Annotated in this window: 26 protein-coding genes and 1 pseudogene; 11 read left to right on the forward strand and 16 right to left on the reverse strand. The window is 56.4% G+C overall.

From position 1 onward, the window contains the following. The gene (locus KB890_RS00005) at positions 1-579 is read left to right on the forward strand and encodes an LOG family protein (RefSeq protein ID WP_004180173.1); all 579 of its coding nucleotides are present in this window, start codon (positions 1-3) and stop codon (positions 577-579) included. A gap of 143 nt (positions 580-722) precedes the next feature. Here the strand turns inward: KB890_RS00005 and asr are convergent. Together asr and mdtK are read right to left on the reverse strand one after the other, a co-directional pair. After that, positions 723-956 (reverse strand): annotated as a pseudogene (asr, locus tag KB890_RS00010) (acid resistance repetitive basic protein Asr); the annotation flags it as partial. Between the two features lie 175 nt (positions 957-1,131). Further along, positions 1,132-2,505, reverse strand: a complete 1,374-nt coding sequence (gene mdtK / locus KB890_RS00015; RefSeq protein WP_004148609.1) for an MdtK family multidrug efflux MATE transporter — start codon at positions 2,503-2,505, stop codon at positions 1,132-1,134. A 229-nt stretch (positions 2,506-2,734) separates the two neighbouring features. Here mdtK and KB890_RS00020 point away from each other — a divergent pair, with 229 nt between their 5' ends. Next, positions 2,735-3,370, forward strand: a complete 636-nt coding sequence (locus tag KB890_RS00020; RefSeq protein WP_002907792.1) for a riboflavin synthase — start codon at positions 2,735-2,737, stop codon at positions 3,368-3,370. Positions 3,371-3,406: 36 nt separating this feature from the next. On the opposite strand, the gene cfa is transcribed toward KB890_RS00020, so the two are convergent. Both cfa and punC read right to left on the reverse strand, forming a co-directional pair. Beyond that, positions 3,407-4,555: a cyclopropane fatty acyl phospholipid synthase gene (cfa, locus tag KB890_RS00025; protein WP_002907788.1), complete on the reverse strand. Its 1,149-nt coding sequence runs from the start codon at positions 4,553-4,555 to the stop codon at positions 3,407-3,409. 292 nt (positions 4,556-4,847) lie between these two features. Next, entirely contained in the window at positions 4,848-6,029 is a 1,182-nt protein-coding gene (gene punC, locus KB890_RS00030; RefSeq protein WP_004196034.1) for a purine nucleoside transporter PunC, read from the reverse strand. A 112-nt stretch (positions 6,030-6,141) separates the two neighbouring features. Here punC and punR point away from each other — a divergent pair, with 112 nt between their 5' ends. Next, positions 6,142-7,146, forward strand: coding sequence for a DNA-binding transcriptional activator PunR (gene punR / locus KB890_RS00035; protein WP_004180170.1), 1,005 nt, complete (start codon positions 6,142-6,144; stop codon positions 7,144-7,146). Here the strand turns inward: punR and purR are convergent. Continuing rightward, positions 7,073-8,098, reverse strand: coding sequence for an HTH-type transcriptional repressor PurR (gene purR, locus KB890_RS00040; RefSeq protein WP_002907778.1), 1,026 nt, complete (start codon positions 8,096-8,098; stop codon positions 7,073-7,075). The two genes, punR and purR, sit on opposite strands and share 74 nt — an antisense overlap. 292 nt (positions 8,099-8,390) lie before the next feature. Here purR and KB890_RS00045 point away from each other — a divergent pair, with 292 nt between their 5' ends. Together KB890_RS00045 and KB890_RS00050 are read left to right on the forward strand one after the other, a co-directional pair. Next, positions 8,391-8,483 carry a cytochrome bd-I oxidase subunit CydH gene (locus KB890_RS00045; RefSeq protein ID WP_002907776.1) on the forward strand — a complete coding sequence of 31 codons (93 nt, stop codon included), beginning with the start codon at positions 8,391-8,393 and terminating at the stop codon, positions 8,481-8,483. A 167-nt stretch (positions 8,484-8,650) separates the two neighbouring features. Continuing rightward, positions 8,651-9,817: an MFS transporter gene (locus KB890_RS00050; protein ID WP_002907773.1), complete on the forward strand. Its 1,167-nt coding sequence runs from the start codon at positions 8,651-8,653 to the stop codon at positions 9,815-9,817. A gap of 62 nt (positions 9,818-9,879) precedes the next feature. Here KB890_RS00050 and sodB read toward each other — a convergent pair whose 3' ends face one another. Further along, entirely contained in the window at positions 9,880-10,461 is a 582-nt protein-coding gene (sodB, locus tag KB890_RS00055) for a superoxide dismutase [Fe] (RefSeq protein ID WP_002907771.1), read from the reverse strand. 468 nt (positions 10,462-10,929) lie between these two features. On the opposite strand from sodB, the gene KB890_RS00060 reads away from it, so the two are divergent. Further along, positions 10,930-11,415: a helix-turn-helix domain-containing protein gene (locus tag KB890_RS00060; protein ID WP_004180169.1), complete on the forward strand. Its 486-nt coding sequence runs from the start codon at positions 10,930-10,932 to the stop codon at positions 11,413-11,415. Here KB890_RS00060 and KB890_RS00065 read toward each other — a convergent pair. After that, the gene (locus KB890_RS00065; RefSeq protein WP_004151204.1) at positions 11,370-12,242 is read right to left on the reverse strand and encodes a C40 family peptidase; all 873 of its coding nucleotides are present in this window, start codon (positions 12,240-12,242) and stop codon (positions 11,370-11,372) included. The two genes, KB890_RS00060 and KB890_RS00065, sit on opposite strands and share 46 nt — an antisense overlap. A gap of 340 nt (positions 12,243-12,582) precedes the next feature. On the opposite strand from KB890_RS00065, the gene KB890_RS00070 reads away from it, so the two are divergent. Next, positions 12,583-12,930, forward strand: coding sequence for a Grx4 family monothiol glutaredoxin (locus KB890_RS00070; protein WP_002907768.1), 348 nt, complete (start codon positions 12,583-12,585; stop codon positions 12,928-12,930). Between the two features lie 47 nt (positions 12,931-12,977). Here the strand turns inward: KB890_RS00070 and rnt are convergent, their stop codons facing one another. From rnt to KB890_RS00090, 4 genes are all read right to left on the reverse strand, one after another. Next, positions 12,978-13,625 (reverse strand): ribonuclease T, encoded by a 648-nt coding sequence (rnt, locus tag KB890_RS00075; protein WP_002907766.1) that lies wholly within the window; start codon positions 13,623-13,625, stop codon positions 12,978-12,980. A gap of 137 nt (positions 13,626-13,762) precedes the next feature. Next, positions 13,763-14,170: a lactoylglutathione lyase gene (gene gloA / locus KB890_RS00080; protein ID WP_002907764.1), complete on the reverse strand. Its 408-nt coding sequence runs from the start codon at positions 14,168-14,170 to the stop codon at positions 13,763-13,765. A gap of 78 nt (positions 14,171-14,248) precedes the next feature. Beyond that, the gene (locus KB890_RS00085; RefSeq protein ID WP_002907763.1) at positions 14,249-15,346 is read right to left on the reverse strand and encodes an alkene reductase; all 1,098 of its coding nucleotides are present in this window, start codon (positions 15,344-15,346) and stop codon (positions 14,249-14,251) included. Positions 15,347-15,399: 53 nt separating this feature from the next. Next, the gene (locus tag KB890_RS00090; RefSeq protein ID WP_004175857.1) at positions 15,400-15,999 is read right to left on the reverse strand and encodes a TetR/AcrR family transcriptional regulator; all 600 of its coding nucleotides are present in this window, start codon (positions 15,997-15,999) and stop codon (positions 15,400-15,402) included. Between the two features lie 139 nt (positions 16,000-16,138). Here KB890_RS00090 and KB890_RS00095 point away from each other — a divergent pair, with 139 nt between their 5' ends. The 3 genes from KB890_RS00095 to sodC all read left to right on the forward strand — a co-directional run bounded on the left by KB890_RS00095 (position 16,139) and on the right by sodC (position 17,917). Further along, positions 16,139-16,381 carry a DUF1289 domain-containing protein gene (locus KB890_RS00095; RefSeq protein WP_004189722.1) on the forward strand — a complete coding sequence of 81 codons (243 nt, stop codon included), beginning with the start codon at positions 16,139-16,141 and terminating at the stop codon, positions 16,379-16,381. 48 nt (positions 16,382-16,429) lie between these two features. Next, complete coding sequence (locus KB890_RS00100; protein ID WP_004180168.1) at positions 16,430-17,326, forward strand: aldo/keto reductase; 897 nt, start codon at positions 16,430-16,432, stop codon at positions 17,324-17,326. Positions 17,327-17,395: 69 nt separating this feature from the next. Further along, a complete protein-coding gene (sodC, locus tag KB890_RS00105) occupies positions 17,396-17,917 on the forward strand; it encodes a superoxide dismutase [Cu-Zn] SodC (RefSeq protein WP_022631271.1) in 522 nt (173 codons plus the stop codon). Here sodC and KB890_RS00110 read toward each other — a convergent pair. Genes KB890_RS00110 through KB890_RS00120 form a run of 3 tightly spaced genes read right to left on the reverse strand, consistent with a single transcriptional unit; the run spans position 17,910 to position 21,077 of the window. Further along, complete coding sequence (locus tag KB890_RS00110; protein ID WP_002907754.1) at positions 17,910-19,934, reverse strand: FUSC family protein; 2,025 nt, start codon at positions 19,932-19,934, stop codon at positions 17,910-17,912. The two genes, sodC and KB890_RS00110, sit on opposite strands and share 8 nt — an antisense overlap. Continuing rightward, positions 19,934-20,830 (reverse strand): efflux RND transporter periplasmic adaptor subunit, encoded by an 897-nt coding sequence (locus tag KB890_RS00115; RefSeq protein WP_004143835.1) that lies wholly within the window; start codon positions 20,828-20,830, stop codon positions 19,934-19,936. Before KB890_RS00115 ends, KB890_RS00110 begins: the two co-directional genes overlap by 1 nt. Before the next feature lie 10 nt (positions 20,831-20,840). Then, positions 20,841-21,077 carry a DUF1656 domain-containing protein gene (locus tag KB890_RS00120; RefSeq protein WP_004143834.1) on the reverse strand — a complete coding sequence of 79 codons (237 nt, stop codon included), beginning with the start codon at positions 21,075-21,077 and terminating at the stop codon, positions 20,841-20,843. Positions 21,078-21,249: 172 nt separating this feature from the next. Between KB890_RS00120 and slyA the strand changes: the two genes are divergently transcribed. After that, positions 21,250-21,690, forward strand: coding sequence for a transcriptional regulator SlyA (gene slyA / locus KB890_RS00125; protein WP_004143833.1), 441 nt, complete (start codon positions 21,250-21,252; stop codon positions 21,688-21,690). Between the two features lie 33 nt (positions 21,691-21,723). On the opposite strand, the gene KB890_RS00130 is transcribed toward slyA, so the two are convergent. Continuing rightward, positions 21,724-23,085 (reverse strand): sensor domain-containing diguanylate cyclase, encoded by a 1,362-nt coding sequence (locus KB890_RS00130; protein ID WP_020325143.1) that lies wholly within the window; start codon positions 23,083-23,085, stop codon positions 21,724-21,726. A gap of 222 nt (positions 23,086-23,307) precedes the next feature. Next, the gene (gene slyB, locus KB890_RS00135; RefSeq protein ID WP_002907749.1) at positions 23,308-23,775 is read right to left on the reverse strand and encodes an outer membrane lipoprotein SlyB; all 468 of its coding nucleotides are present in this window, start codon (positions 23,773-23,775) and stop codon (positions 23,308-23,310) included. Positions 23,776-23,890: the final 115 nt, after the last annotated feature.

Here is a 23,890-nt window from a genome sequence, read left to right on the forward strand (position 1 = left end):
ATGAAATCGATTGGTACTTTCTGCGGTTCTTCAGCTGGCGAACATCCGCTGTACCTCGAAACCGCCCGTCTGGTTGGACGTACGCTGGCGCAGCAGGGGTTGGCGCTTGTCTATGGCGGCGGCAAAGTTGGTCTGATGGGGGCGGTCGCCGATGCGGCGCTGGAGGCCGGTGGTGTGGTGATCGGCGTGATGCCGCGCGGCCTGGTGGAGCGGGAAATTGACCACCGCGGCTTGACGGAGCTGCATGTGGTCGAGGATATGCACGAGCGGAAAACCAAAATGGCGGCGCTGGCGGATGGCTTTATTGCCCTGCCGGGCGGGGCGGGGACGCTCGAGGAGATTTTCGAACAATGGACCTGGGCGCAGCTGGGGATCCATGAGAAACCGTGCGCGTTCCTGAATATTAAGGGTTATTACGATCCGCTTCAGGCGATGGTCGATAACATGGTACGGGAAGGGTTTATGCACCCGCGCTACGCGGAGATGCTGCCGTTCGCTACCTCGGCAGACGAGATTATCGCCGGTTTTCGCGACTATACGCCGCCGGCCCGAAAATGGGTTCAGCAGCCAGCTATTTAAACATCAAGCGCAGGGTAAACAGCGCGCAGACGATGAGCAGTAACAGCAGCAATTCGAAGCGATAGCGTTGCAGCATGATGTCCTCCTGAAAAAAAACCGGCGCTGTTCAGCGCCGGTTGATCACCTTAACGCCCTGACCATTATGCCGCCGGTTTAACCGCCGGTTTAGCTGCATGGTGCGTCGTTTTATGGTGTTTCTTCGCCGCCTGCGCTTTCTGCTCGGCTGCCGGTTTCGCGGCCGCTTTGTGATGTTTCTTATGGTGAACGGTAGTATGGCTGGCTGCTGCACTCGGGGTGGTGCTTGCCGCATCGGCAGCGAAAGCAACTGATGACAGACCCATAGCAGCGGCAACGACCAGAGCTAATACTTTTTTCATTCTGAAATCCTCGACTTGGTTTCTTGAGTAACCCCACTGCGGGGCTGTTGGCAACACTATAAGCGCCTGCCGGGAGGCTATCAGTGAGTCTTTGGTGTCAGGGAGTAACGGAATGTACAACGCGCCGTTATAGCGAAGAACGAAAAAGCCCGCCGGAGCGGCGGGCTTAGACAAGTTAGCGCGCAGCGCGCTGTAAGATGATGCTGGAAGGCTGGCGCTGCAGAAAACGCATCCGCAGCATCATCATGATGGCGGCGGAGGTCAGACCGATGATAAATCCGCACCAGAAACCGGCAGGTCCCATGCGGGGCACAATCATATCGGTCAGCGCCAGCAGATAGCCGCTCGGCAAACCCAGCACCCAGTACGCGGTAAAGGTAATGAAAAAGATAGACCGCGTATCTTTATAGCCGCGCAGAATGCCGCTGCCGATCACCTGAATAGAGTCGGAGATCTGATAGATAGCCGCCAGCAGCATCAGGTGCGAGGCCAGCGTCACCACCTCGGGATTATCGTTATACAGCAGCGCAATCTGCTTACGCATCAGGACGGTAAAGATAGCGGTAAATACCGCCAGGCAGACCCCCACGCCCACGCCGGTGCGGGCCGAAACCTGGGCATCGATCGTTGAGCCCTGGCCAAGGCGGAAGCCGACGCGAATGGTGACCGCCGCCGCCAGCGACAGCGGCAGAACGAACATCAGCGAGCTGAAATTAAGCGCGATCTGGTGACCAGCGACGTCAATGATCCCGAGCGGGGAGACCAGCAGCGCGACGACGGCAAACAGAGTGACTTCAAAGAACAGCGCCAGAGCAATGGGCAGCCCCAGCTGCACCAGCCGTAACAGGACGGCAAAATCAGGGCCGCTGAAGCGCTCGGCGCAGCGGATATCGCGCATCGTACGCGCCCGGCGCACCCACCACAGCATGCTGGCGAACATCACCCAGTAAACGGAGGCCGTCGCCACACCGCAGCCGACGCCGCCCAGCTCGGGCATGCCGAAATGACCATAGATAAAAATATAGTTCACCGGAATGTTGACCAGTAATCCAATAAAGCCCATGACCATCCCGGGCTTGGTTTTTGCCAGCCCTTCACACTGGTTACGGGCGACCTGGAAGAACAGATAGCCCGGCGCGCCCCACAGCAGCGCGCGCAGGTAGCCAACCGCCTTCTCTGCCAACAGCGGATCGATGTTATGCATGGAGCTGATGATGTATCCGGCGTTCCACAGCACGACCATGATCAGCACCGAGACAAAGCCGGCCAGCCAGAAGCCCTGACGCACCTGCGGCGCGATACGCTCTCGCCGCCCGGATCCGTTAAGTTGCGCCACCACCGGGGTCAGCGCCAGCAGAAGGCCGTGGCCGAAGAGGATCGCCGGCAGCCAGATGGAGGTCCCGATGGCCACGGCGGCCATATCCGTGGCGCTGTAGCCACCCGCCATCACGGTATCGACAAAACCCATCGCCGTCTGCGCCACCTGCGCAAGGATGACGGGTATAGCCAGAGCTAATAACTGACGCGCTTCAACGAAATACTTCTGCACGTGAACACCTTCGAATTGTTGTTATTTTGAGACTAAAAAAGCCGCCGTAACTGGCAGCAAGGGGATAAAAATGAGGAATTTCCAGTCTATTGTAGCGAGGATTGGCTATTAAGCCAGTGAAAAAAGAGTCGAGGCACGAAGCGCGCTGGCAACCGCTTTGCCCTCCTGTTATTGTTCCCGATAGCGAAAGCGGTAATGATACCGTCATGATTTTCAACAGGAGCCAAACATGTTTACTGGTATTGTTCAGGGAACCGCGAAAGTGGTCTCCATTGATGATAAACCCAATTTTCGCACTCACGTGGTTGAGTTACCGGCACATATGCTGGAGGGGCTGGAAACCGGCGCCTCGGTAGCCAACAACGGCTGCTGCCTGACGGTGACCGAAATCAACGGCGCGCGCATCAGCTTCGATCTGATGAAAGAGACGCTGCGGATTACCAATCTTGGCGATATTCAGGTCGGCGATGAAGTGAACGTCGAGCGAGCGGCGAAATTTAGTGATGAAATCGGCGGGCATTTAATGTCCGGCCACATTATGACCACCGCGGAAATCGTGAAGATTCTGACTTCCGAAAATAACCGTCAGATCTGGTTTAAAGTGCAGGATCCAACGCTGATGAAATACATCCTCTATAAAGGATTCATCGGTATTGACGGCATTAGTCTGACGGTGGGTGAGGTGACGGCGACCCGTTTCTGCGTACATCTTATTCCGGAGACGCTGCAGCGGACCACCCTGGGAGCGAAAAAACTGGGCGATCGCGTCAATATTGAGATTGATCCGCAGACCCAGGCGGTTGTCGATACGGTCGAACGCGTGCTGGCCGCGAAAGAGATGGCGGCTAAGGTCAATGAAGCCTGAAAAAAAATCCCCCGCCGATAAGCGGGGGAGTGTTATTTAACGGGCGACGCGCAGTCCATGTTCAATACCGCGCGAGAACACCACCTGCCAGAGCTGAATGTCGCGGGCGCGGAAGGCGCCGGCGCAGGCGTTCAGATAATAGGTAAACATGCGTTTGAAACGCTCAGAATAGTTATCGGCAATTTCCGGCCAGCTGGCGAGGAAACGCTCATACCAGGCCATCAGGGTCGTGTCATAATCGGCGCCGAAGTTGTGCCAGTCTTCCATCACAAAATGCTTCTCGCTGGCTTCGGCAATGTGACGCACGGAAGGCAGGCAGCCGTTCGGGAAGATATATTTATCGATCCACGGGTCAACGTTATGGTCGGTGACCTTGGAACCAATGGTGTGCAGTAAAAAGCGGCCGTTGGGTTTCAAATTACGGTCGGCAACCTCAAAGTAGGTGGCGTAATTTTTCGGCCCCACGTGCTCAAACATGCCAACGGAGACGATGCGGTCAAAGCTGTCGTGCAGATCGCGATAATCCTGGAGACGAATCTCTACATCGAGATCGGCGCAGCGCGCCTGGGCCATTTTTTGCTGTTCAGCGGAGATGGTTACACCCACGACGCTGACCTGATAATTTCGCGCCATATATTCGGCGAGACCGCCCCATCCACAGCCAATATCCAGTACCCGCATGCCTGGCTCCAGCTCCAGTTTGCGGCAGATGAGATCCAGCTTAGCCTGCTGGGCGGCCTCGAGGCTCTGCGCCTCTTTCCAGTAACCGCAGGAATATTGCATATAGGGATCAAGCATCCGGCTGAAGAGATCGTTGCCGAGGTCGTAGTGCTCTTTACCGACAATCCAGGCACGTTTTTTACTTTGTAGATTAAACAGACGAGCGCCTGCGATGCGGAGTGTGTCTTTGAAATGGTGTGGGAGCTGCTTTTCCAACCCGGCGCGTAACACCTTGTGGAAGAATATATCCAGACGCTCGCATTCCCACCAGCCGTCCATATAGCTTTCGCCCAAACCCAGCGAACCTTCCTGCAAAACCCGTTTAAAAAAGAGAGGATTTTTAACCCGCAGGTCGGACGGCGCGGAGCCATTGATTTCAATTCCCGCACGGCCTAATAATTCAGCTGCAATCCGGTACCAGTCATCATTTGGTACACTTACTTCTTCTATACACGATGAACTCATAGCTTCTCCATCACGCCCAAGTGATCAGAACCTTAAAACAGCGTAGACGCTTTTTTGGCTTTGTGAGAAATCTCACGGATAATCCGTGAAGTCGCTATCCGACGTAAACAGAGGAAGGGAGATAACCCTTGCCGAAAGGCCTTCCATGGTGAAACGGAGGCATCCTGCATCCGTTAATCTGTAACTATTTTCTATTTATGTGAACCCGGATCCAGTATAGGACGCTAAGTACTGGCTTTCAATAAAAATTTCTTAGCATGCTAACGACTGGTCCGGGCCCTGGCGACGGGCATTACGCGTGGGAAGAGTGGGGTGTCAGCTCCGGCGTCTGCTGCAGGCGATAGCCTATTCCGGCTAAGCCAATCGAAACCAGCATTACGCTGGTGGTGGTCAGCAGCGGCGTGGCGATCAGCGCGGATACCAGCAGACTGGTCAGGAAGCACAGGCCAAGCTGCAGGGTATTTTGCAGCGCCGCCGCGCGGCCGGTCGCCTGCGGAAAAGGCTTCAGCGCCTGAGCAACCACGATGGGGTAGATCCCGCCGTTGACCACCGCCATCATGCAGAACGGGATCATTAACGCCACCAGCGAGGCATGGGTTTGCAGGCCCACCAGCCAGGTGGCGGCTACGCTGATGGCAAAAATCACCAGCAGCCACGGCAGCATCTGTTGACCGGACCATTTCTGCAGCAGCGCGCGACAGCCATAGCCTCCCACCAGAAAGGCGATGGTCTGCGGAATATAGCTCAGGCCGATAGCGGTTGGGCCATAGCCCATTTCATGCAGGATAAAAGGTGAACCGGTAAGCCAGGCGAAGAAGCTGGCGGAACAGGCGGCGTAGATCAGGACGTTGCCGCTGTATTCCCGGGAGCGCAGTAGCGCGAGAAAGGTGATCTTTTGCTGCGTCACTACTACTGACTTCGCGGCTGCCTTCAGGCGCAGGGCAGGCAGCATCAGCAGCAGAGTGATGGCGAACAGGGTGGCGAAGATGGCTTGCCACTCGAAGTGCACCAGCAGCCAGCTGCCCAGCAGCGGGGCCAGCGCCGGCGACAGTCCTACCAGCGGCATAATGGTGGCGAAGATGCGGTTCGTGCGCTGGGCAGGATAGTAATCGGCGACCATCGCCTGCCAGGTAACGGCCGCGGCACAGACGCCAATCGCCTGCAGAAAGCGCAGCGCCAGCATCAGGGTGGCATTGTGCACCCACAGCATCCCCAGACAGCCGGCCGCGAAAATCGCCAGGCCGCTCAGCAGTACCGGTTTACGTCCATAGCGGTCCGACAGCGGTCCCCAGAACAGCTGGCCCAGCGCGAAGCCGGCGAGGAACAGGCTCAGGCTGGCGCTAATGGAGGCGGCGGAGGTGTTGAGATCCTGCTGCATGGCGGCAAACGCCGGCAGGTACATATCGGTGGCCAGAAAGCCCAGCACGCTCAGGCCGGCCAGCCAGACTAAAAATCCTTTCCCGGGTTGTGACATAACGTTCTCATAGTTGGTGTACAGGTACGATGCCGCAGAGTGTAGGGAGTGCATTGTGGCTTGTGAAACGCTAATATTTGTCACATGCATTCAAAAATTTTGCAGGCAGAAAATGTGGTCTGAATACTCTCTGGAAGTGGTTGATGCCGTCGCCCGTAACGGCAGCTTCAGCGCGGCCGCGCAGGAGCTTCACCGGGTGCCTTCCGCGGTCAGCTATACCGTGCGTCAGCTCGAAGAGTGGCTCGCCGTTCCCTTATTTGAGCGTCGCCATCGTGATGTGGAGTTGACCCCCGCCGGGGTCTGGTTTTTACAGGAAGGGCGCTCTGTTATCAAAAAAATGCAGATCACCCGCCAGCAGTGTCAGCAAATTGCGAACGGCTGGCGCGGACAGTTGTCGATCGCAGTGGATGATATTGTGAAACCGGCGCGGATGCGTCAGATGATCGTCGATTTCTATCGCCATTTTCCCGACGTCGAACTGATCGTCTTTCAGGAAGTATTCAATGGCGTATGGGATGCGCTGGCCGACGGCCGCGTTGAGCTGGCGATTGGCGCAACGCGATCTATTCCGGTCGGCGGTCGCTATGCGTTCCGCGATATGGGGATGCTGAGCTGGGACTGCGTGGTGGCGAGCGATCATCCGCTGGCAAAGATGGATGGACCCCTGAGCGACGACGTCCTGCGTAACTGGCCGTCGCTGGTGCGGGAGGATACCTCGCGCTCGTTGCCTAAACGGACAACATGGTTGCTGGATAACCAGAAGAGGGTAGTCGTCCCTGACTGGGAATCATCAGCAACCTGTTTGTCGGCAGGACTCTGCGTCGGCATGGTGCCGAGCCATTTCGCCCGTCCATGGATAGATCGCGGCGAGTGGACTGCGCTGGCGCTGGAAAATCCGTTTCCGGATGCCGCCTGCTGCCTGACGTGGCAGCAGAACGATGCCTCACCGGCGCTGAACTGGATGCTTGACTATCTGGGGGACAGCGACACGCTGAATCGGGAGTGGCTGCGGGCGCCGGAGAGACCCGCGCCCGCCAGATGCCTTAACGACGATAATCGACAAACGGGCCATCCGCTACCGAGCGGCGCTCAACCAGACGAGGGTGCACTTCGATAGACTGCGACTCTTCACGCTTGTTGACGATACGATCCAACAGCATGTTAAATGCGGCCTCGCCCAGGGAATCTTTCGGCTGATGAATGGTGGTTAACGCCGGGCTGAAATAGCGGGCGTTGCGCACATTATCATAACCGATCAGCGAAATGTCCTGCGGCACCCGCAGTCCCATTTCATCCGCCGCGCAGATAGCGCCCATCGCCATGATATCGCCGCCGCAGAAGACCGCCGTCGGGCGGTGCTGCTGGTTTAGGATCTGCTGCATTGCGCGGTAGCCGGACTCCGGCTCGAAGTCGCCCTGCACAATCCAGTTTTCCGGCACGCTGATATGCGCCTCTTTCATCGCCTGCATGAAGCCGGCCAGTCGCCCCGCGCCGGTGTTGCGCTCCAGCGGGCCCGGGATCACGCCGATTTCGCGATGGCCGCGTTCAATCAGGTAGCGTCCGGCGATATAGCCGCCCTGGAAGGCGTTATCGATCACCGCATCGGTGAAGTCGGCTTTCGCCTCGCCCCAGTCCATCACCACCATCGGGATATGGCGGTACTCTTCCAGCATGCTCAATACCGAATCCGGATACTCGGAACACATCACCAGCAGACCGTCTACGCGCTTTTGCGCCATCATCGACAGATAGGCGCGCTGTTTTTCCAGATCGTTCCACGCGTTACCGAGGATCAGAGTATAGCCCTTCTGGAAGCAGCTCTTTTCAACGGACTCAATAATTTCAGCGAAATAGGCGGCTTCGCTACTGGTCGCCAGCAGGCCAATCGATTTGGTGTGATTGACTTTCAGGCTGCGCGCCACGGCGCTCGGCGAGTAGTGCAGCTCTTTGATCGCCGCCCATACCGCATTACGCGTCTCTTCGGCAACGAAACGGGTTTTGTTAATTACATGTGACACAGTTGTAGTGGAAACGTTTGCGCGTTTCGCTACATCTTTAATAGTTGCCATTACATCTCACTCCATGCCTTGACCTGATCGCCTGATCATCGATACGTAAACGTTTGCCTACACACACCCTGAATACAATTTTCAACATTGCATCACGTCGGGAAAACGACACAGAACGACAGGAAGGGGTCAATGGCCGATACGCTTTTAAATTAGCGTGGGATTTTGTCCGATCTTGGGGCAAAGTGGAAGAGCAAAAATGTGCATCGCCCTAAATCCCGGAAGATTTTTGCGATTTTTTGTGCAAAAATGAGCAAGCTCACTTTTGGTGTGGGGATAACAAGAGGGAAAAATGATGGATACCAATTTAAAGTTTTCGCTGATCACCACGATTATTGCTCTCGGCGTGATTGTCGCTTTCAGCCTGACCGCCATACTGCACTAATGTTTCGCTGAGGGAGGAGCGCCGCTTCCTCCCCATATCCCGTTATTATTATCAATTCTGCAAAAATCTTTTGTCATTTCGTTCACTTTTGTTTTTTTGTGATTGATGTCATGCTTTTGACTTCTGATGTTACGCCGTCCTCTCTGACGGTCTGATGGAGTCATTGAATGAAAATCAACTTTCCTTTACTTGCGCTGGCGATCGGCGCCTTTGGCATCGGTACCACCGAGTTCTCCCCGATGGGATTGCTGCCGGTGATTGCGAAAGGTGTGGACGTCTCGATACCGGTAGCGGGAATGCTGATCAGTGCGTATGCCATCGGCGTCATGGTCGGCGCACCGCTGATGACGCTGCTGTTGTCGCATCGCGCACGGCGCAATGCGCTGATTTTTCTGATGGGGATCTTCACCGTCGGCAACCTGTTGTCATCCATCGCGCCGGATTACACCACGCTGCTGCTGTCGCGCATTATTACCAGCCTCAATCACGGCGCTTTTTTCGGCCTGGGATCGGTGGTGGCGGCCAGCGTCGTGCCAAAGCATAAGCAGGCCAGCGCGGTAGCCACTATGTTTATGGGCCTGACCATCGCCAACATTGGCGGCGTGCCGGCGGCCACCTGGCTTGGCGAAACCATCGGTTGGCGGATGTCCTTCCTTGCTACTGCGGGATTAGGCCTGCTGGCGATGGTTAGCCTGTGGTTCTCCCTGCCGAAGGGCAGCGCGGGGGAACGTCCTGATGTCAAAAAAGAGCTTTCTGTCCTGCTGCGCCCGCAGGTGCTCTCCGCGTTGCTGACCACCGTGCTGGGCGCCGGGGCGATGTTTACGCTGTATACCTACATTTCGCCAGTGCTCAATACGCTGACCCACGCTTCATCGCTGTTTATAACCGCGATGCTGGTGCTGATTGGCGTCGGTTTTTCGCTAGGCAACTATCTGGGCGGCAAATTTGCTGACCGGTCGGTCTCCGGCACGCTGAAGGGCTTTCTGCTGCTGCTGATGGCGATCATGCTGGCGATCCCGCTGCTGGCGCAATCCCAGGCCGGGGCGGCCATCAGCATGATTGTCTGGGGCGCAGCAACCTTTGCGGTGGTTCCGCCGCTGCAGATGCGGGTTATGCGCGTAGCGCATGAGGCGCCGGGGCTCTCTTCTTCGGTGAATATCGGCGCGTTCAACCTCGGCAACGCGCTGGGCGCCGCCGCCGGTGGGGCGGTGATCTCTGGCGGACTGGGATATGCGTTTGTGCCGGTGATGGGCGCGATTATCGCTGGTCTGGCGCTGCTGCTGGTCTGGTTTAGCGGGCGAGCGCAGCCGGAAGAGGCTTTCGCCAGCCAGTAATCATCGGCTGGGTAAGGGCAAAAAAAAACCGCAGCCGGGGAGACCCCGCTGCGGTTTGTCGTTTATGCCGCGAGGTTAGCCGCAACAAACTTCCAGTTAACCAGCGCCCAGAAGTGGTCCAGGTAGCTTGGACGGGCATTGCGATAGTCGATGTAGTAGGCGTGTTCCCAAACGTCAACGGTCAGCAGCGGCTTCGCGTCGGTGGTCAGCGGGGTACCGGCGTTGCTGGTGGAGACGATAGCCAGGCTGCCGTCGGCATTTTTGACCAGCCATGTCCAGCCAGCGCCGAAATTTTTCGCCGCGGCATCGGTAAATTTGGCTTTAAAATCCGCGAAGCTGCCGAAAGATTTGGCGATTGCGGCCGCCAGTTCGCCTTCCGGTTCGCCGCCGGCGTTAGGCGCCAGGCAGTTCCAGTAGAAGGTGTGATTCCAAACCTGCGCTGCGTTGTTGAATACGCCGCCTTCAGACGTGCGGACGATCTCTTCGAGGGATTTGCCTTCGAACGCAGTGCCTTTGATCAGGTTGTTGAGGTTAGTGACATATGCCTGGTGGTGTTTACCGTAGTGATATTCCAGGGTTTCTGCGGAAATGTGCGGCGCCAGGGCGTCTTTTGCATATGGTAATGCAGGTAATTCAAACGACATTGCTACTCTCCTTATAACTTTTTGTTTTATCTCACATTGACAGGATGAGGTTTTCACCTGAATCGTGTTCTGACCGCCCGACGCTGTCGCGTCCCGGGCGTGTTATTGTATTGAGAATGTTAACATTTGCCGCAAGCAGTGAAAAGCCTTACAACGATAAAGGCTATTATCTCCGGTGCATGTGGTGAAGGCTTAACCGTTTTCTGCAGGAGTGGGCGATAAGCCGCCAAAATTGTTGCAACCATGTATAAGGAGATGCCCTCTGCGGATTTGCGAACTCGCATAGCGATTAACTACTCTGCTTCGCCGCTGTCACGCAATGCGCTGGACAAAAAATAAAACTTTAATATCAAACGATTAATAAAAATATGCGCTCAGGCAATCGTCGCTATGCCAATAATTCATTGTCTATTTTTTAATTTGTATGACAAATATAGCCGCCAGCAGTAATTTCCCAGGATGACGACGATGGCAAAAACAGATGAGGTGGTGAGCGCGAAAATGATCCCGGTGGTGCAGGGGATTGTTGACTGGATCGAAGCACATATTTTCGACACCCTGTCGGTGAGCGCGATTGCGAAAAAGTCCGGCTACTCACACTGGTACTTCCAGCGACAATTCGCCATGGTAACGGGCTGCACGCTGGCGAGCTACGTCAGCCGACGAAAGATGACGATTGCGACAATCTATTTAACGCAGACGCAGGCGTCGATACAGAGTATTTCTCAGTGCCTGGGATACGAGGGACAAGCCGCTTTCTGCCGGACCTTTCACCGTCACTTTGGCATGTCGCCGACCCGCTATCGTCGTGATACGCCGGGCAAAGAGAGCAATCTGCAATATCCCTTGCGGGTGGGGATAGAGATCGAGCAGGAGAGGCGGTCTGCCGCCGCAGCGGCAGACCGGGATCAGCGAATGGTTTTCGGCGTCATGACGCGACGAGCGCCGACATAATGGCGAACCCAGTAATCCTCGCTCAGGGAGGTGATTTGAATATCACGACCTGTGCGCGGCGACTGAATGAATTTTCCGTTGCCGACGTAGACGCCGACATGGTCGGCAGCGCCCCGTCCGCGGGTGCGGAAGAAGACTAAATCGCCGCTCTGCAGTTCATCACGATCCACCGGACGCGCATCGCGCAGGTGGTACATTTCGTTGGCCGTACGCGGGATGTGGATCTTGACCAGGTCCTTATAGGCGTAATAGACCAGCCCGCTGCAGTCAAACCCGGTGCGCGGCGAGGTGCCGCCCCAGCGATAGGGTTTACCCAACTGGCCCATCAGTTTGTTCATCGCGGTACTTTGCGCTTTTTGCACCCGGACCTTGTGGGCGTCGGCGATCGTTAAATTCGCTTCGCTGGCCTCGGGCTTACAGCGTTTTTTATAGCCCTTGCGCACCACGCATTTGCTTTTGACGCTGTTTAGCGCCAGGGTCGGCTCGGCGCTGGCGGCGACCGTTTTCGCGCACTGCTTTTTATAACCTTTACGCAGCACGCATTTTTTCGTCGCGCCGGCGGCCTGACGATGAAGTGCGGTTTGGCTTGCTGCGGTAGTGCGGGTAGGGAGCCGGGTGCGCGAGGACTTTTTACTGGTGGTTTTAGCGGTGGTTTTAGTTTTTTGACTGGTTGCTTTTTTCTTGCGCTCTGAGCCACTTTTCGCGGGCAACGCTTTTGGCGAAGCGGAGGCGTGCGTATGCCCTGATGCCTGAGCCAGTGGCGTGAATGAGATAGACGTGAACAGTAATGCACAGAGCGATATCGCGATTTTGTTTAGCCGCGCCACTGAGCAATCCCCTGATTAATTACAGACATGTACAAATGCCTGACGATGAATGACAAACCGGAATGATTCTAAAGCATAAAAAGCCGGAAAGTTAATATTCTTTTGTATCAAAAATGTCGATTGGTTAACGATTGCAAGAAAACGCGTCAGACATTGACCGCCTCGCACAGAAAATGCGCAATGAGCGCCCGCCTGCGATCGCAAAGTGATATTTTTAAGGCAACTTCGCGCAACAGAAGATAAAATATGAATAGTGAAAAAAATGTTATTATCCGTCCTGCCTACAGGACGCTACAATGACAAGTTACTGCCGTAGAAAGAAGTTTAAGGAAGCACGACAATGAGCTCGACTTTAGAAAAGATCCAACGCCAAATCGCTGAAAACCCGATCCTGTTATACATGAAAGGGTCGCCGAAGCTGCCAAGCTGCGGTTTCTCTGCCCAGGCCGTTCAGGCGCTGTCCGCCTGTGGCGAACGTTTTGCTTACGTTGATATCCTGCAGAACCCGGATATCCGCGCCGAGCTGCCTAAATACGCCAACTGGCCGACTTTCCCGCAGCTGTGGGTAGATGGTGAACTGGTGGGCGGCTGCGATATCGTCATCGAAATGTACCAGCGTGGTGAACTGCAGCAGCTGATCAAAGAGACGGCGGCAAAGTACCATACCGACGAGCCAAAAGCGGAGTAATTCCCGCCATCAGTAAAAAAGCGACTTCCTGGAAGTCGCTTTTTTTATCACTCCGGGGTGGCTACGGGCAGCGGCCAGCCGCCCAGACGCTTCCAGCGGTTCACGATCTCGCAAAACAGCTGCGCCGTCTGCTCGGTATCATACAGGGCGGAGTGAGCCTGCGCGCCGTCGAACGGCATACCCGCGGCAATACAGGCTTTCGACAGCACCGTCTGGCCCAGCGCCAGCCCGCTTAGCGCGGCGGTGTCGAAGGTAACAAACGGATGGAAAGGGTTGCGTTTAAGTCCCGCGCGTTCGGCGGCGGTCATGGTGAAGCTGTGGTCAAAGGTGGCATTGTGCGCCACCATGATTGCCCGGCTGCAGTCGCTCTCTTTCATCCCTTTGCGCACCATTTTGAAGATGGCATGCAGGGCATCGTATTCGCTGACGGCCCCGCGCTGCGGGTCATGCGGGTTAATCCCGTTAAAAGCCAGCGCTTCGGGCTGCAGATTGGCGCCCTCGAAAGGTTCAACATGGAAATGCAGCGTTTCATCGGGCATCAGCCAGCCGTGCTCATCCATCTTCAACGTAATGGCGGCGATCTCCAGCAGGGCGTCGGTTTTGGCGTTAAATCCTGCGGTTTCAACATCGATCACCACCGGATAAAAACCGCGGAAACGGTCGCACAGACCATTCAGTTGAGCGTTCTCGGACATCAGATTCTCTTAGCTGGAAAAAAGTAGCGCGCATTATGGCAAATTTTGCCGCGGCTTGCAGCAGGCAGGGGTGAAAACAACGGGCGCCGTAGCGCCCGGGCGAGCCATGGCATTAAATATGCCAGCGTGGGGAAGCGTTAGTTGCCCAGACCTTTGCCGGCATCTTTCTCTTCAATGAGCTCGATTTTGTAACCGTCCGGATCTTCCACGAAGGCGATGACGGTGGTGCCGCCTTTTACCGGCCCGGCTTCACGGGTGACGTTGCCCCCGTTCTGACGGATCCGTTCGCAGGCTTCGGCGGCGTTATCGACGCTCAGCGCGATATGGCCGTAGGCGGTGCCCAGCTCATAGCTGTCCACGCCCCAGTTGTAGGTCAGTTCGATCACCGCGGTTTCGCTCTCTTCGCCGTAGCCGACAAAGGCGAGGGAGTACTTGTACTCCGGGTTTTCGCTGGTGCGCAGCAGCTTCATGCCCAACACGTTGGTATAGAAGTCGATAGAACGTTGCAGGTCGCCAACGCGCAGCATGGTGTGGAGTAAGCGCATAATGTCCCCTATGCAGTTTATTTGATAGATCAGAACGTTGAGTATAGCGGCGATACGTCGCCGCTATCAATGGAGGGATTACAGAGTCGGGTAATCGGTGTAGCCTTCCGCGCCGCCGCCGTAGAAGGATTCCGGGCGTTGCGGGTTAAGCGGCGCTTTTTTCTGCAGGCGAGCCACCAGATCCGGGTTGGCGATGTAATCGCGGCCAAAGGCCACGGCATCAATCAGCCCTTTATTGATAAGATCGTTGGCTTTTTCTACTGTGTAAGCGCCAGCGCCAATGATCACCCCCGGGAAGCGGTCGCGGACTTTCTGACGGAAAGCTTCACTGTAAGGTTTGCCGCCCGCCCAGTCCGGCTCGGACATGTGCAGATAGGCGATACCGCGTTTCGCCAGCTCGCTAATCAGATACAGCGCGTCTTCTTCTTCGTTCGGGCCATTATCCACATTCTGGAAGCTGCCAATCGGCGACACGCGGATGCCAATGCGCTCGGCGCTCCACTCTTGACTCACGGCGTCAACCACTTCCAGCACCAGACGGGCACGGTTCTCCACGCTGCCGCCGTACTGATCGGTACGCTGGTTCGCCGATGGCGAGAGGAATTGGTGCAGCAGATAGCCGTGGGCTGAGTGCAGCTCAACCAGATCGAAGCCGGCGTCACGGGCATTGCCGACCGCCTGACGGAAATCGTTGACGATCCCTGGGATCTCTGCGGTTTCCAGGGCGCGGGGCATTGAGGTGTCGACGCGAATGGCGTGGCCGTTTTCGTCACGCAGTGAGGTACGGGTGCCCGCGCTCAGCGCGGAAGGCGCTACCGGGGCGGCGCCGCCAGGCTGCAGGCTGCTATGGGAAATACGCCCGGTGTGCCACAGCTGGACGGCGATATGACCGTTTTCGGCATGAACGCCGGCGGTGATTTTCTGCCAGGCGGCAATCTGCTCCGGGCTGTGCAGCCCAGGCGCGCCGGCGTAGCCTTTGGCCTGCGCGGAGATCTGCGTCGCTTCGGTGATGATCAGCCCGGAACTGGCGCGCTGGCGGTAGTATTCGCCCATCAGCGGAGTAGGGATATCGCCCGGCTCAATGCTGCGCAGACGCGTCAACGGCGCCATAAATACGCGATTAGGGACGGTGACCGCACCGACTTTCAGTGGGCTGAATAATTTTGCTTCCGACATAGTGACTCCTGAGTAGACCGGTCGTCTAGTAACTGATGAAATAAAAACGCCTGTTATACCGCAGGCGCTGCAATAATCTGTTTGGCGTGGGCAAGGGCGCTTTCCAGCGGCGTTGCGCTACGCGTAATTTTGGCCTGCAGGTTGGCCCCGAGCCACAGGGAATACAGCACCTGCGACAGGGTCATGGCCTCGCCGTCAAATGCGAGACTGCCTTCCTGACGTCCTTTCTCCAGCGCGTCGCCCAGCAGGGCGATAATCTGGCTGGCTCCGCGATCCATGGCGGCGCGCATATCTTCCGACAGATCGCAAACCTCCGCGGATAGCTTGACAGTAAGACACCCGCTAATAATCCCCTGCTGGCAGAACTGATTCAGCGTGTGCTGATAGTAGGCCAGCAGGCGATCGCGATAGTTACCGTCGCCATGATCGAAGTGGTCGACCAGGCGCTGCAGATATCCGGTGTAGTGATGTTCAAGCAGCGCGACGCCGAAGGCTTCCTTAGAGCGAAAGTAGTGATAGAAAGAGCCCTTGGGCACCTCCGCCGTCTTCAGAAGTTCGCTCAAGCCCATTCCGGTAAAACCGCGATGCATGCAAAGCTGCTCGCCGGTGGCCAGGATATGTTCTCGGGTATCGCAATCGCTGTGTCTGTTCATGCTGCACACTGTAGTAGACCGATTGGTCTAATGCAAGCGTCGGCGGAAAAATGTTAGCTGGCGCAGCACGTAGTGAACAAAATTTGCGTCGGCGCGGGGAAACGTCTTCAATGAAAGGAGACGAGGGGACAGGAGGCGTGTGGTGGCAGAGCAGTTAGAATTTTTCCCGGTGCAGAGCCCGTGCCGGGGAATATGTCAGACCGATGAGCGCGGCTACTGTCGCGGCTGTTTCCGCAGCCGTGAGGAACGTTTTAACTGGCAAACGATGAGCGATGCGCAGAAACAGGAGGTTTTGCGTCTTTGCCGCCAACGGCTGCTGCGCAAAATACGCGCGAACAGGCCGGAGCCGGCGGAAGAACCGCAGCAACCCTCACTGTTTTAAGCCAAAAATTACGTATACTCAGAGCACTTTTTTATTGAGGAAGCGGTTATGGTTCAGCGTATTGCTATGGCTCCCCAGGGGCCGGAATTTTCACGTTTTGTGATGGGCTACTGGCGTCTGATGGACTGGAAAATGTCGCCTGGCGAGCTGGTCAGCTTTATTGAGCAGCATCTCGATTTAGGCGTAACCACCGTCGATCACGCCGATATCTATGGCGATTATCAGTGTGAGGCTGCCTTTGGCGAAGCGCTGAAGCAAGCGCCGCATCTGCGTAGCCGGATGGAAATCGTCAGCAAATGCGGTATCGCCACCCGGGCGCGCGCTGAGAACACCATTGGCCACTACATTACCGACCGCGATCACATCGTGCTCAGCGCCGAGCAATCGCTGCGTAATCTGGCGACGGACCATCTCGACTTGCTGCTGATCCACCGGCCGGACCCACTGATGGACGCCGACGAGGTAGCCGAAGCTTTTCTCGCGCTGCATCATAGCGGTAAAGTGCGCCATTTTGGCGTCTCGAACTTTACCCCCGCCCAGTTCACCTTGCTGCAGTCACGTCTGCCGTTTACCCTGGCCACCAACCAGGTCGAAATTTCACCGGTGCATCAGCCGCTGCTGCTCGACGGTACTCTCGATCAGCTGCAGCAACTGCGTATTCGTCCGATGGCGTGGTCTTGTCTTGGCGGTGGTCGCCTGTTTAACGAAGAGTGCTTCCAGGCGCTGCGCGATGAGCTGGCGCAGGTGGCGCACGAGCTTAACGCCGACAGCATCGAACAGGTAGTTTATGCCTGGGTGCTGCGTCTGCCGTCGCAGCCTCTGCCGATTATTGGCTCGGGCAAAATCGAGCGCGTGCGCTCGGCGATTGTGGCTGAAAAACTCAGCATGACCCGTCAGCAGTGGTTCCGCATCCGTAAAGCCGCGCTCGGGTACGACGTACCGTAACGGGCATTTCCCCTCCGGAAAGGCGTTCCTGGTTTACACTTAACAGGGAGACAGCCATCCGGAGGTGTTATGCAACGATCTATTCTCGCGATCTTATCCCTCGCATTTTGCGCTGGCGCACAGGCCGTTAGTGAAGATGTGCAACTTAATCTCGTGACCACCCAGGGCGTCGGTCAGACCATCGGCAGCGTCAAAATCACCGAAACCGACCGCGGACTCGAGTTCGCCCCCACTCTGCGGGCGCTACCGCCGGGTAAGCACGGGTTTCATATTCATGCCGAAGGCAGCTGCCAGCCGGCGATGAAAGAAGGTAAAGCCGTGGCCGCCGGGGCGGCGGGCGGACATTACGATCCGCAGCATACCGGCAAACACGAAGGGCCGTTGGGGGCCGGGCATCTTGGCGACCTGCCCCTGCTGGTGGTCAACGATGCGGGCGTAGCCGACCAGCCGATTATTGCTCCGCGCCTGAAAACGCTGGCGGAGGTGAAAGGGAAAGCGCTGATGGTCCACGTAGGCGGGGATAACATGGCCGACAGTCCGCAGCCGCTGGGCGGCGGCGGCGAACGGTTTGCCTGCGGGGTGATTAAGTAGTTCCTTCGCCAATTGTGCCGGCCACCGGGGCCTGTTCCAGCTGCGACAGGGCGCAGTACAGTCGCCAAATCGCGGCGGCCAGTTCCCGCGCCGCCGGCTGATGATGGTGGTTCAGGGCGTCGCAGATCCGCTGCAGCTCCTGCAGGGTGGAGGCCAGCGGGCGCTGCTGCACGCCGCGCTCGCTCATCACATCGCGTAACAGGTTGATGCACAGGTCGCGCACCTGGGCGAGAGGATCGGAGCGGGTTTCCCATTCGCGAAGCTGCCAGACGACGTGCGAGCAATTGAGCAGCACGACGCCCCAACGCAACAGCCAGCGGCGCGCCAGGGCATCCTTACTCTGGCTGAGCTGACTGACGTGGTGATAGACCAGCGATTCAAATTCATGCTCACTGTGCTGAGGATGACGGCTAAGCTGATCGACAAAGTGACGCCGTAACGCTCTGATATGGCGTCGCCCTTTGCGGGCGTCAGAGCCCGGACTCAGTACCGCAAAGGCCAGCCAGGCAAAGCCTACCCCGACAATCTTGCTCAAATTATCATTGAAAAAGGCCGCATAATCGTACACCGGCGGGTTGGTGACGGCGATAAACGAGCCCATAAAGACGATAAGCTGCCCCCACAGGCCGGCGTATTTGGGCCACTGCAGTTTGAGTAACTGCATGGTGGTCAGGAGCGGGAACAGGAACAGCAGAAACTGCCACAGGTCGGTTACCTGCACCATCAGGCCGAACTTCACCACGAAACTGAATAGCGACAGCAGGACCAGAGTCTGCATCAGCAATGTCAGCGAGCGAAACGGCGAGGCGGATACGGAGTAGAGCACGCAGCAGATGGAGGCCAGGGTCAGGGCCGCCGCGCAGCTGGTCCACTGGGTACTGATCCCCCATGCGCCAATCGCCACCAGCGCGCAAAAGGTACGGACACCGTTGAGCAACGCCTCCGCCTGATCGGTATGGCGGGCTAACGGCGGGGCGGCGGGCACATTGAACTCGGCGATCGCCGAGGCATTTTCAACGCGGCGGATCCAGCGGCTGCTCTCCAGGTAAATGCGACAGAAATAGCGCAATCGCGCCCAGAAAGCGATGTGCCGGTAATCGGCATCCTGCCGCGGCGCCAGCGGCGCCAGGATCCGCGCAACGTGATAACTGTCGGCATGAGGGGTGGCGAGCTCGGCGAGCAGCGACTCCAGTACCTGGCGAGTGTTCGCCGGCGCGTCAGGCCAGTTCAGCAGCATCCGTCGCAGACTGGAGATGACGCTGGTCATTCTGAGCTGCTGATGCAGGAGGTAGTTCAGCAGAGGATTCTGCCGACGGAAACGGTAGTGGCTCCAGAAGGCCTGGATACGCAGCAGGTTCATGGTCAGGATCTGGCCAATCACACTCTCATGGGCGGTGCGAATGGCATCCGTCGTCTCCGGCACCCACAGCAGGCTGGCGTGCTCCAGCAGCCGGGCGTGCATGGTTTTCAGGGCCGTCAGCAGGTTGCTGCCGTCGGAGGTGCTTGGCAGGATCATCATCATTAGCCCGCCGCAGAGGATCCCGACGATGACTTCGCAGACGCGCGACTGGGCGATGACCCACAGCTCGTAGCTGTCGCTGATGTTAATCACCGGAAAGGCGATGATGGCGCAGGTATAGCCCGCCAGCTGAAAGGCGTAGGCGACGTTGTTGGTGAACAGGGCGCAGGCCCAGGTGCAGAGCGCCAGCCAGCCGGAGATACTGAACAGAAACAGCCAGGGATCGTTGAGTGTATGACCGGCAAGCAGCAGGGCGGCGCAGGCGCCGAGCAGGCTGCCTGCGATGCGGCCAAAACTTTTACTGATCACGCCGCCGACGGTGGGAAAGCTGACCACCGCCGCGGACGTCATCGCCCAGTAGGGCTCATCAAGATCCAGCGCATAGGCGATACTCAGCGCAAGACACATCGCGATGCCGTTGCGCAATGCGTACCGCCACTGCGGCCGGGTGGCTTTAACCCAGGGGAGTGCGCGCCACGACAGGGTCTGCAGGTTCATTACTGCCCGCCAATTGAGACAGTGCAGGTGGTACCGGAGACCAGGGTGACATCGGCCGGCAGCGTATCAAAGGCAATTCGCACCGGAACGCGTTGGGCGAGACGAACCCAGGGGATATTTGGTTTGATGTTGGCCACCAGCCCGGTTCCCTGTTCCACGCTCTGGTCGACAATCGCGCGGCCGATGCTGGCGACATGGCCCTTTAGCGTCTGCTGATTGCTATAGAGAATAATTTGTGCCGGATCGCCGATGCGAATGTGGCGCAGTTTGGTCTCTTCGAAGTAGCCCAGTACGTAAAACGAATGGCTGTCCACCAGGGCAAAGACCGGATGGCCGGTGGTAGCGTAATCACCGACGCGGGTGGAAAGGTTGGTCACCCAGCCATCCACCGGCGCTTTGACAACCGTCTGGCTGAGCTGCCACTGCGCATGTTTCAGCGCCGCTTCGGTTACGCCGACCCCCGCTCTGGCGGCAGCCAGGGTGGTGGTGGCGGTATTCAGGGCGGTATTGACGTTCTCAAGGTCTTCAGCCGAGATGGCATTTTGCGACAGGCTTCGGCGACGGCGAGCCTCGCTGGCGGCCTTGCTTTGCTCCGCCTGCGCTTTCGCCACCTCCGCCTGGGCTTTCGCCAGCTGCGCCTGGGCGTTCAGCACCGCGATGCGATAGGGGGTGTCGTCGATGGTAAACAATACTTCCCCGGCTTTGACCCGTTGGTTATCGGTTACGTTCAACTGCAGAATACTGCCGGAGACCTGAGGGGTGATCCCAACCTGCTCGGCGCGCACTTTGCCGTCGCGGGTCCAGGGTGACTGAGTGTAGAAATTCCATAACAACCATGCGGCAATCAGGGCGACGGCCGCGACCAGCAGCGTTGACAGATATTTTAATCTTTTCATAACAGGGAGATCACCAGGCAATGAGCAATACCAGGGCCAGACAGACCGAGAGCGCGAACAGGGAGAGATCCATTAGTAGCGGGTGCCAGATGTCGCCCGCATACATCCAGTCACGCAGCTGGCGATGTAAAAACAACCAGATAAAGAAACCCAACAAGACGGCTTTGAACAGCGGAGGGAAATAGACGGATGCGCCGAACACCAGGTCCTGCAGCGGCAATCCGGATGTGTTAAGACTCAGTTTCACAAGCAAAAATCCTTTGCCATTACAGGGGTAACCTCAGGACGTGCTACTCTTTAACAGTGTAAATCATTGTTTTGGTTTTTGTTGAATCAAGTAATTCATTTGTTTTGATAATTCAAATGCTGCACACTATTCTAAAATCAGTATAATAACTTAGCAAGCTAATTATAAGGAGATGAAATTGGAATCGCCACTTGGTTCTGATCTGGCACGTTTAGTTCGCGTTTGGCGCGCGCTAATCGACCATCGCCTGAAACCTCTGGAGTTAACGCAGACCCACTGGGTCACGCTGCATAACATCCACCAGCTGCCGCCTGAGCAGTCGCAGATCCAGCTGGCGAAAGCTATCGGTATTGAACAGCCGTCGCTGGTGCGCACGCTCGATCAGCTGGAGGAGAAAGGGCTCATTTCTCGCCAGACCTGCGCAAGCGATCGGCGGGCCAAACGCATCAAGCTGACGGAAAAAGCCGAACCGCTGATCAACGAGATGGAAGAGGTGATAGGTAAGACCCGTGATGAAATCCTCTCAGGGGTCTCGAAGCAGGAAGTGGAAACCTTGCTCCACTTAATCCGTAAACTTGAACAAAATATCCTCGATCTCCAGGCTAAAGATTAATTCTTTGCGGCCCGGGCTAATCCGGGCCTTTTTTCACCCTCCCTGCCGATGCCAGACGATCACCTGGTTACGTCCGTTATTCTTTGCTTCATACATGGCTTCGTCCGCGCGCTGAACGCACGCTTCCGCTGTCACGCTATTGTCGTAGGTGGTATACACCCCCATGCTGATAGTCATTCGCTCCGGTAAATGGCTCTCCCCGGCACTGACCGCCAGGCGGATACGCTCGGCGATAGCTTGCGCTTCTTTTTCACCGGTGTTGACCAGCAGCAGAGCAAATTCCTCACCGCCGATGCGTGCGGCGGCGTCATCTACCCGCGAATGGCTTTCCAGCACCGAGGCGGCGAACTGGATCACTTTGTCGCCGGCGACATGGCCGTAGCTATCGTTGATGCGTTTGAAATGGTCGAGGTCGCTGATGAGCACCGACAGCGGATGCTGGGCATTCACCTTCGCCAGCTGTTGGTTAAGGGTGTCGTAGAAAAAGCTGCGGTTGTAGAGGCGGGTCAACGGGTCGCGGATCGAATTCTGATACGAATGGACATATTTGTGGTTAGACTCGCGATAGAGGATAAAGACGTCAACCAGTAGCACCAGAATCAGGAACAAGGTGCATAGCGTTTCGAAAAAACGCGCCTGGTACCAGGTCTGAGCCAGCTCCCCTGCGGTGGAGAGCAGCTGGAAAAGCGTGAACAAATAAGCGCTGCAAAAAAAAGCGCCGCTGAACCAAAAAATATTACGCAGTTTACTCAAGCTAATTAATAAAATCAGCGTGATGAACCAAACTGCCATCAGCAGCCAGCCGATAATACTTTGCCACAACGGGGTAAAGGTATGGCTCAGATCGTCGATAAAATTGACGCTCAGCCACGGCGAATGGCTGGAGTATAGCCATGATAAAACAATAATGGTCAACGTAAAAAGAATACATGCTGTAAATGTAAGAACGTGTGCTTTCCACGAATGCATGATGCGCTGGCGAAAATAGTACAAAATAATAGATGACATGAATAACACAGCCATCATTATATTGCGGAAGAAATAATAGATAACGGCGTCATTTTGATTAACGACCGGGGCCGGATTGCAGGTAAGCCAGTCCGGATAGCTGCTGAGCGTGCCAAGCATCAGCAGCGCTGAGCAGGCAAACCCGAAAGAGACTGGAGTAAGGTACAGACGCCGCTTGCTGCTCCAGTATTTCATGCCCATAAAACAGGCAATGGTAATATGAAAAACCATCAGGAAACTGGTCAGCAGCGGAAATAATATTGAGGAAGTACTACTGAAGCTGGTATGAAAAAAAGCAGTCATCCCGGAAATGCCAATCCCGGCCAGTAAACAAATGCAAATATAAAGGATTAGACGTTTAACGATATGATGCACATGTTCGGGCATAGGCAATATTCCACATAAAAGGCAACGGCAGCGACGATGAGTCGCCAGGGCTAATTTACGTTCTTGAGGGTAATAGGGGCGGGCAGATAAGATATTGCGCAGGCGCAATGATTCATGGAATATTAAAATAAAGATGTCTGATGGTTACTACGAATTTATTACGGCGAAATAAACGTGGCTGAAAAATACGATGCGGCGCAACCGGCCGCATCGTAAGGGAAATTATCGCGGAGAGACGGTGACCTGGCTGCCGCTGCCGGCAATGGCCACGCGCTGACCAACGGAGAACGGAGTGCTGCCCTGTTTCTGCACTACCATAATGGTATTGCCATCGTCCTTACGGATTTCCAGTTCAACGCCCTGCGTTTTATTCATCGCGCCCTGAACGCCCTGACCGGCTACGCCGCCCGCGACCGCACCTGCCGCCGTAGCCAGAGAGCGTCCGGTACCGCCGCCGATGGTGTTTCCAAGGAACCCGCCCAGTACCGCACCGCCAATGGCCCCGATGGCATTGCTATCGTCGCCGCTCTGGATCTGTACGGCGCGCGTATGCACGATGGTACCGTAAGTCACGCTCTGCACCTGTTTGGCTTCAGATGCGGAATAAACGTCGCCGGACAGGCCGCTGCTGCTCACGCAGCCTGCGAGCGTAAAACCAATCATCGATACAGCCAAAACACGTAAAATCATTTATGAATCTCCTGTTCACCGAAGGTGTTCAATTGAACGTCCATACGGTTAATTATATGGCATTTAGTCGTCGGCGGGCATAGGTTCTCCCTGGACTATACAAAAAATAATAAAC

This window comes from Klebsiella sp. P1954 (genome assembly GCF_018199955.1).
Lineage (GTDB): Bacteria > Pseudomonadota > Gammaproteobacteria > Enterobacterales > Enterobacteriaceae > Klebsiella > Klebsiella pneumoniae.

Bases quoted from the DNA above. Each gene is read 5' to 3' on its own strand.
- KB890_RS00005 (WP_004180173.1), top strand. From the start codon at position 1: ATGAAATCGATTGGTACTTTCTGCGGTTCTTCAGCTGGCGAACATCCG.
- KB890_RS00020 (WP_002907792.1), top strand. From the start codon at position 2,735: ATGTTTACTGGTATTGTTCAGGGAACCGCGAAAGTGGTCTCCATTGAT.
- cfa (WP_002907788.1), bottom strand. From the start codon at position 4,555: ATGAGTTCATCGTGTATAGAAGAAGTAAGTGTACCAAATGATGACTGG.
- punC (WP_004196034.1), bottom strand. From the start codon at position 6,029: ATGTCACAACCCGGGAAAGGATTTTTAGTCTGGCTGGCCGGCCTGAGC.
- punR (WP_004180170.1), top strand. From the start codon at position 6,142: ATGTGGTCTGAATACTCTCTGGAAGTGGTTGATGCCGTCGCCCGTAAC.
- purR (WP_002907778.1), bottom strand. From the start codon at position 8,098: ATGGCAACTATTAAAGATGTAGCGAAACGCGCAAACGTTTCCACTACA.
- KB890_RS00045 (WP_002907776.1), top strand. From the start codon at position 8,391: ATGATGGATACCAATTTAAAGTTTTCGCTGATCACCACGATTATTGCT.
- KB890_RS00050 (WP_002907773.1), top strand. From the start codon at position 8,651: ATGAAAATCAACTTTCCTTTACTTGCGCTGGCGATCGGCGCCTTTGGC.
- sodB (WP_002907771.1), bottom strand. From the start codon at position 10,461: ATGTCGTTTGAATTACCTGCATTACCATATGCAAAAGACGCCCTGGCG.
- KB890_RS00060 (WP_004180169.1), top strand. From the start codon at position 10,930: ATGGCAAAAACAGATGAGGTGGTGAGCGCGAAAATGATCCCGGTGGTG.
- KB890_RS00070 (WP_002907768.1), top strand. From the start codon at position 12,583: ATGAGCTCGACTTTAGAAAAGATCCAACGCCAAATCGCTGAAAACCCG.
- rnt (WP_002907766.1), bottom strand. From the start codon at position 13,625: ATGTCCGAGAACGCTCAACTGAATGGTCTGTGCGACCGTTTCCGCGGT.
- gloA (WP_002907764.1), bottom strand. From the start codon at position 14,170: ATGCGCTTACTCCACACCATGCTGCGCGTTGGCGACCTGCAACGTTCT.
- KB890_RS00085 (WP_002907763.1), bottom strand. From the start codon at position 15,346: ATGTCGGAAGCAAAATTATTCAGCCCACTGAAAGTCGGTGCGGTCACC.
- KB890_RS00090 (WP_004175857.1), bottom strand. From the start codon at position 15,999: ATGAACAGACACAGCGATTGCGATACCCGAGAACATATCCTGGCCACC.
- KB890_RS00100 (WP_004180168.1), top strand. From the start codon at position 16,430: ATGGTTCAGCGTATTGCTATGGCTCCCCAGGGGCCGGAATTTTCACGT.
- sodC (WP_022631271.1), top strand. From the start codon at position 17,396: ATGCAACGATCTATTCTCGCGATCTTATCCCTCGCATTTTGCGCTGGC.
- KB890_RS00110 (WP_002907754.1), bottom strand. From the start codon at position 19,934: ATGAACCTGCAGACCCTGTCGTGGCGCGCACTCCCCTGGGTTAAAGCC.
- KB890_RS00115 (WP_004143835.1), bottom strand. From the start codon at position 20,830: ATGAAAAGATTAAAATATCTGTCAACGCTGCTGGTCGCGGCCGTCGCC.
- slyA (WP_004143833.1), top strand. From the start codon at position 21,250: ATGAAATTGGAATCGCCACTTGGTTCTGATCTGGCACGTTTAGTTCGC.
- KB890_RS00130 (WP_020325143.1), bottom strand. From the start codon at position 23,085: ATGCCCGAACATGTGCATCATATCGTTAAACGTCTAATCCTTTATATT.
- slyB (WP_002907749.1), bottom strand. From the start codon at position 23,775: ATGATTTTACGTGTTTTGGCTGTATCGATGATTGGTTTTACGCTCGCA.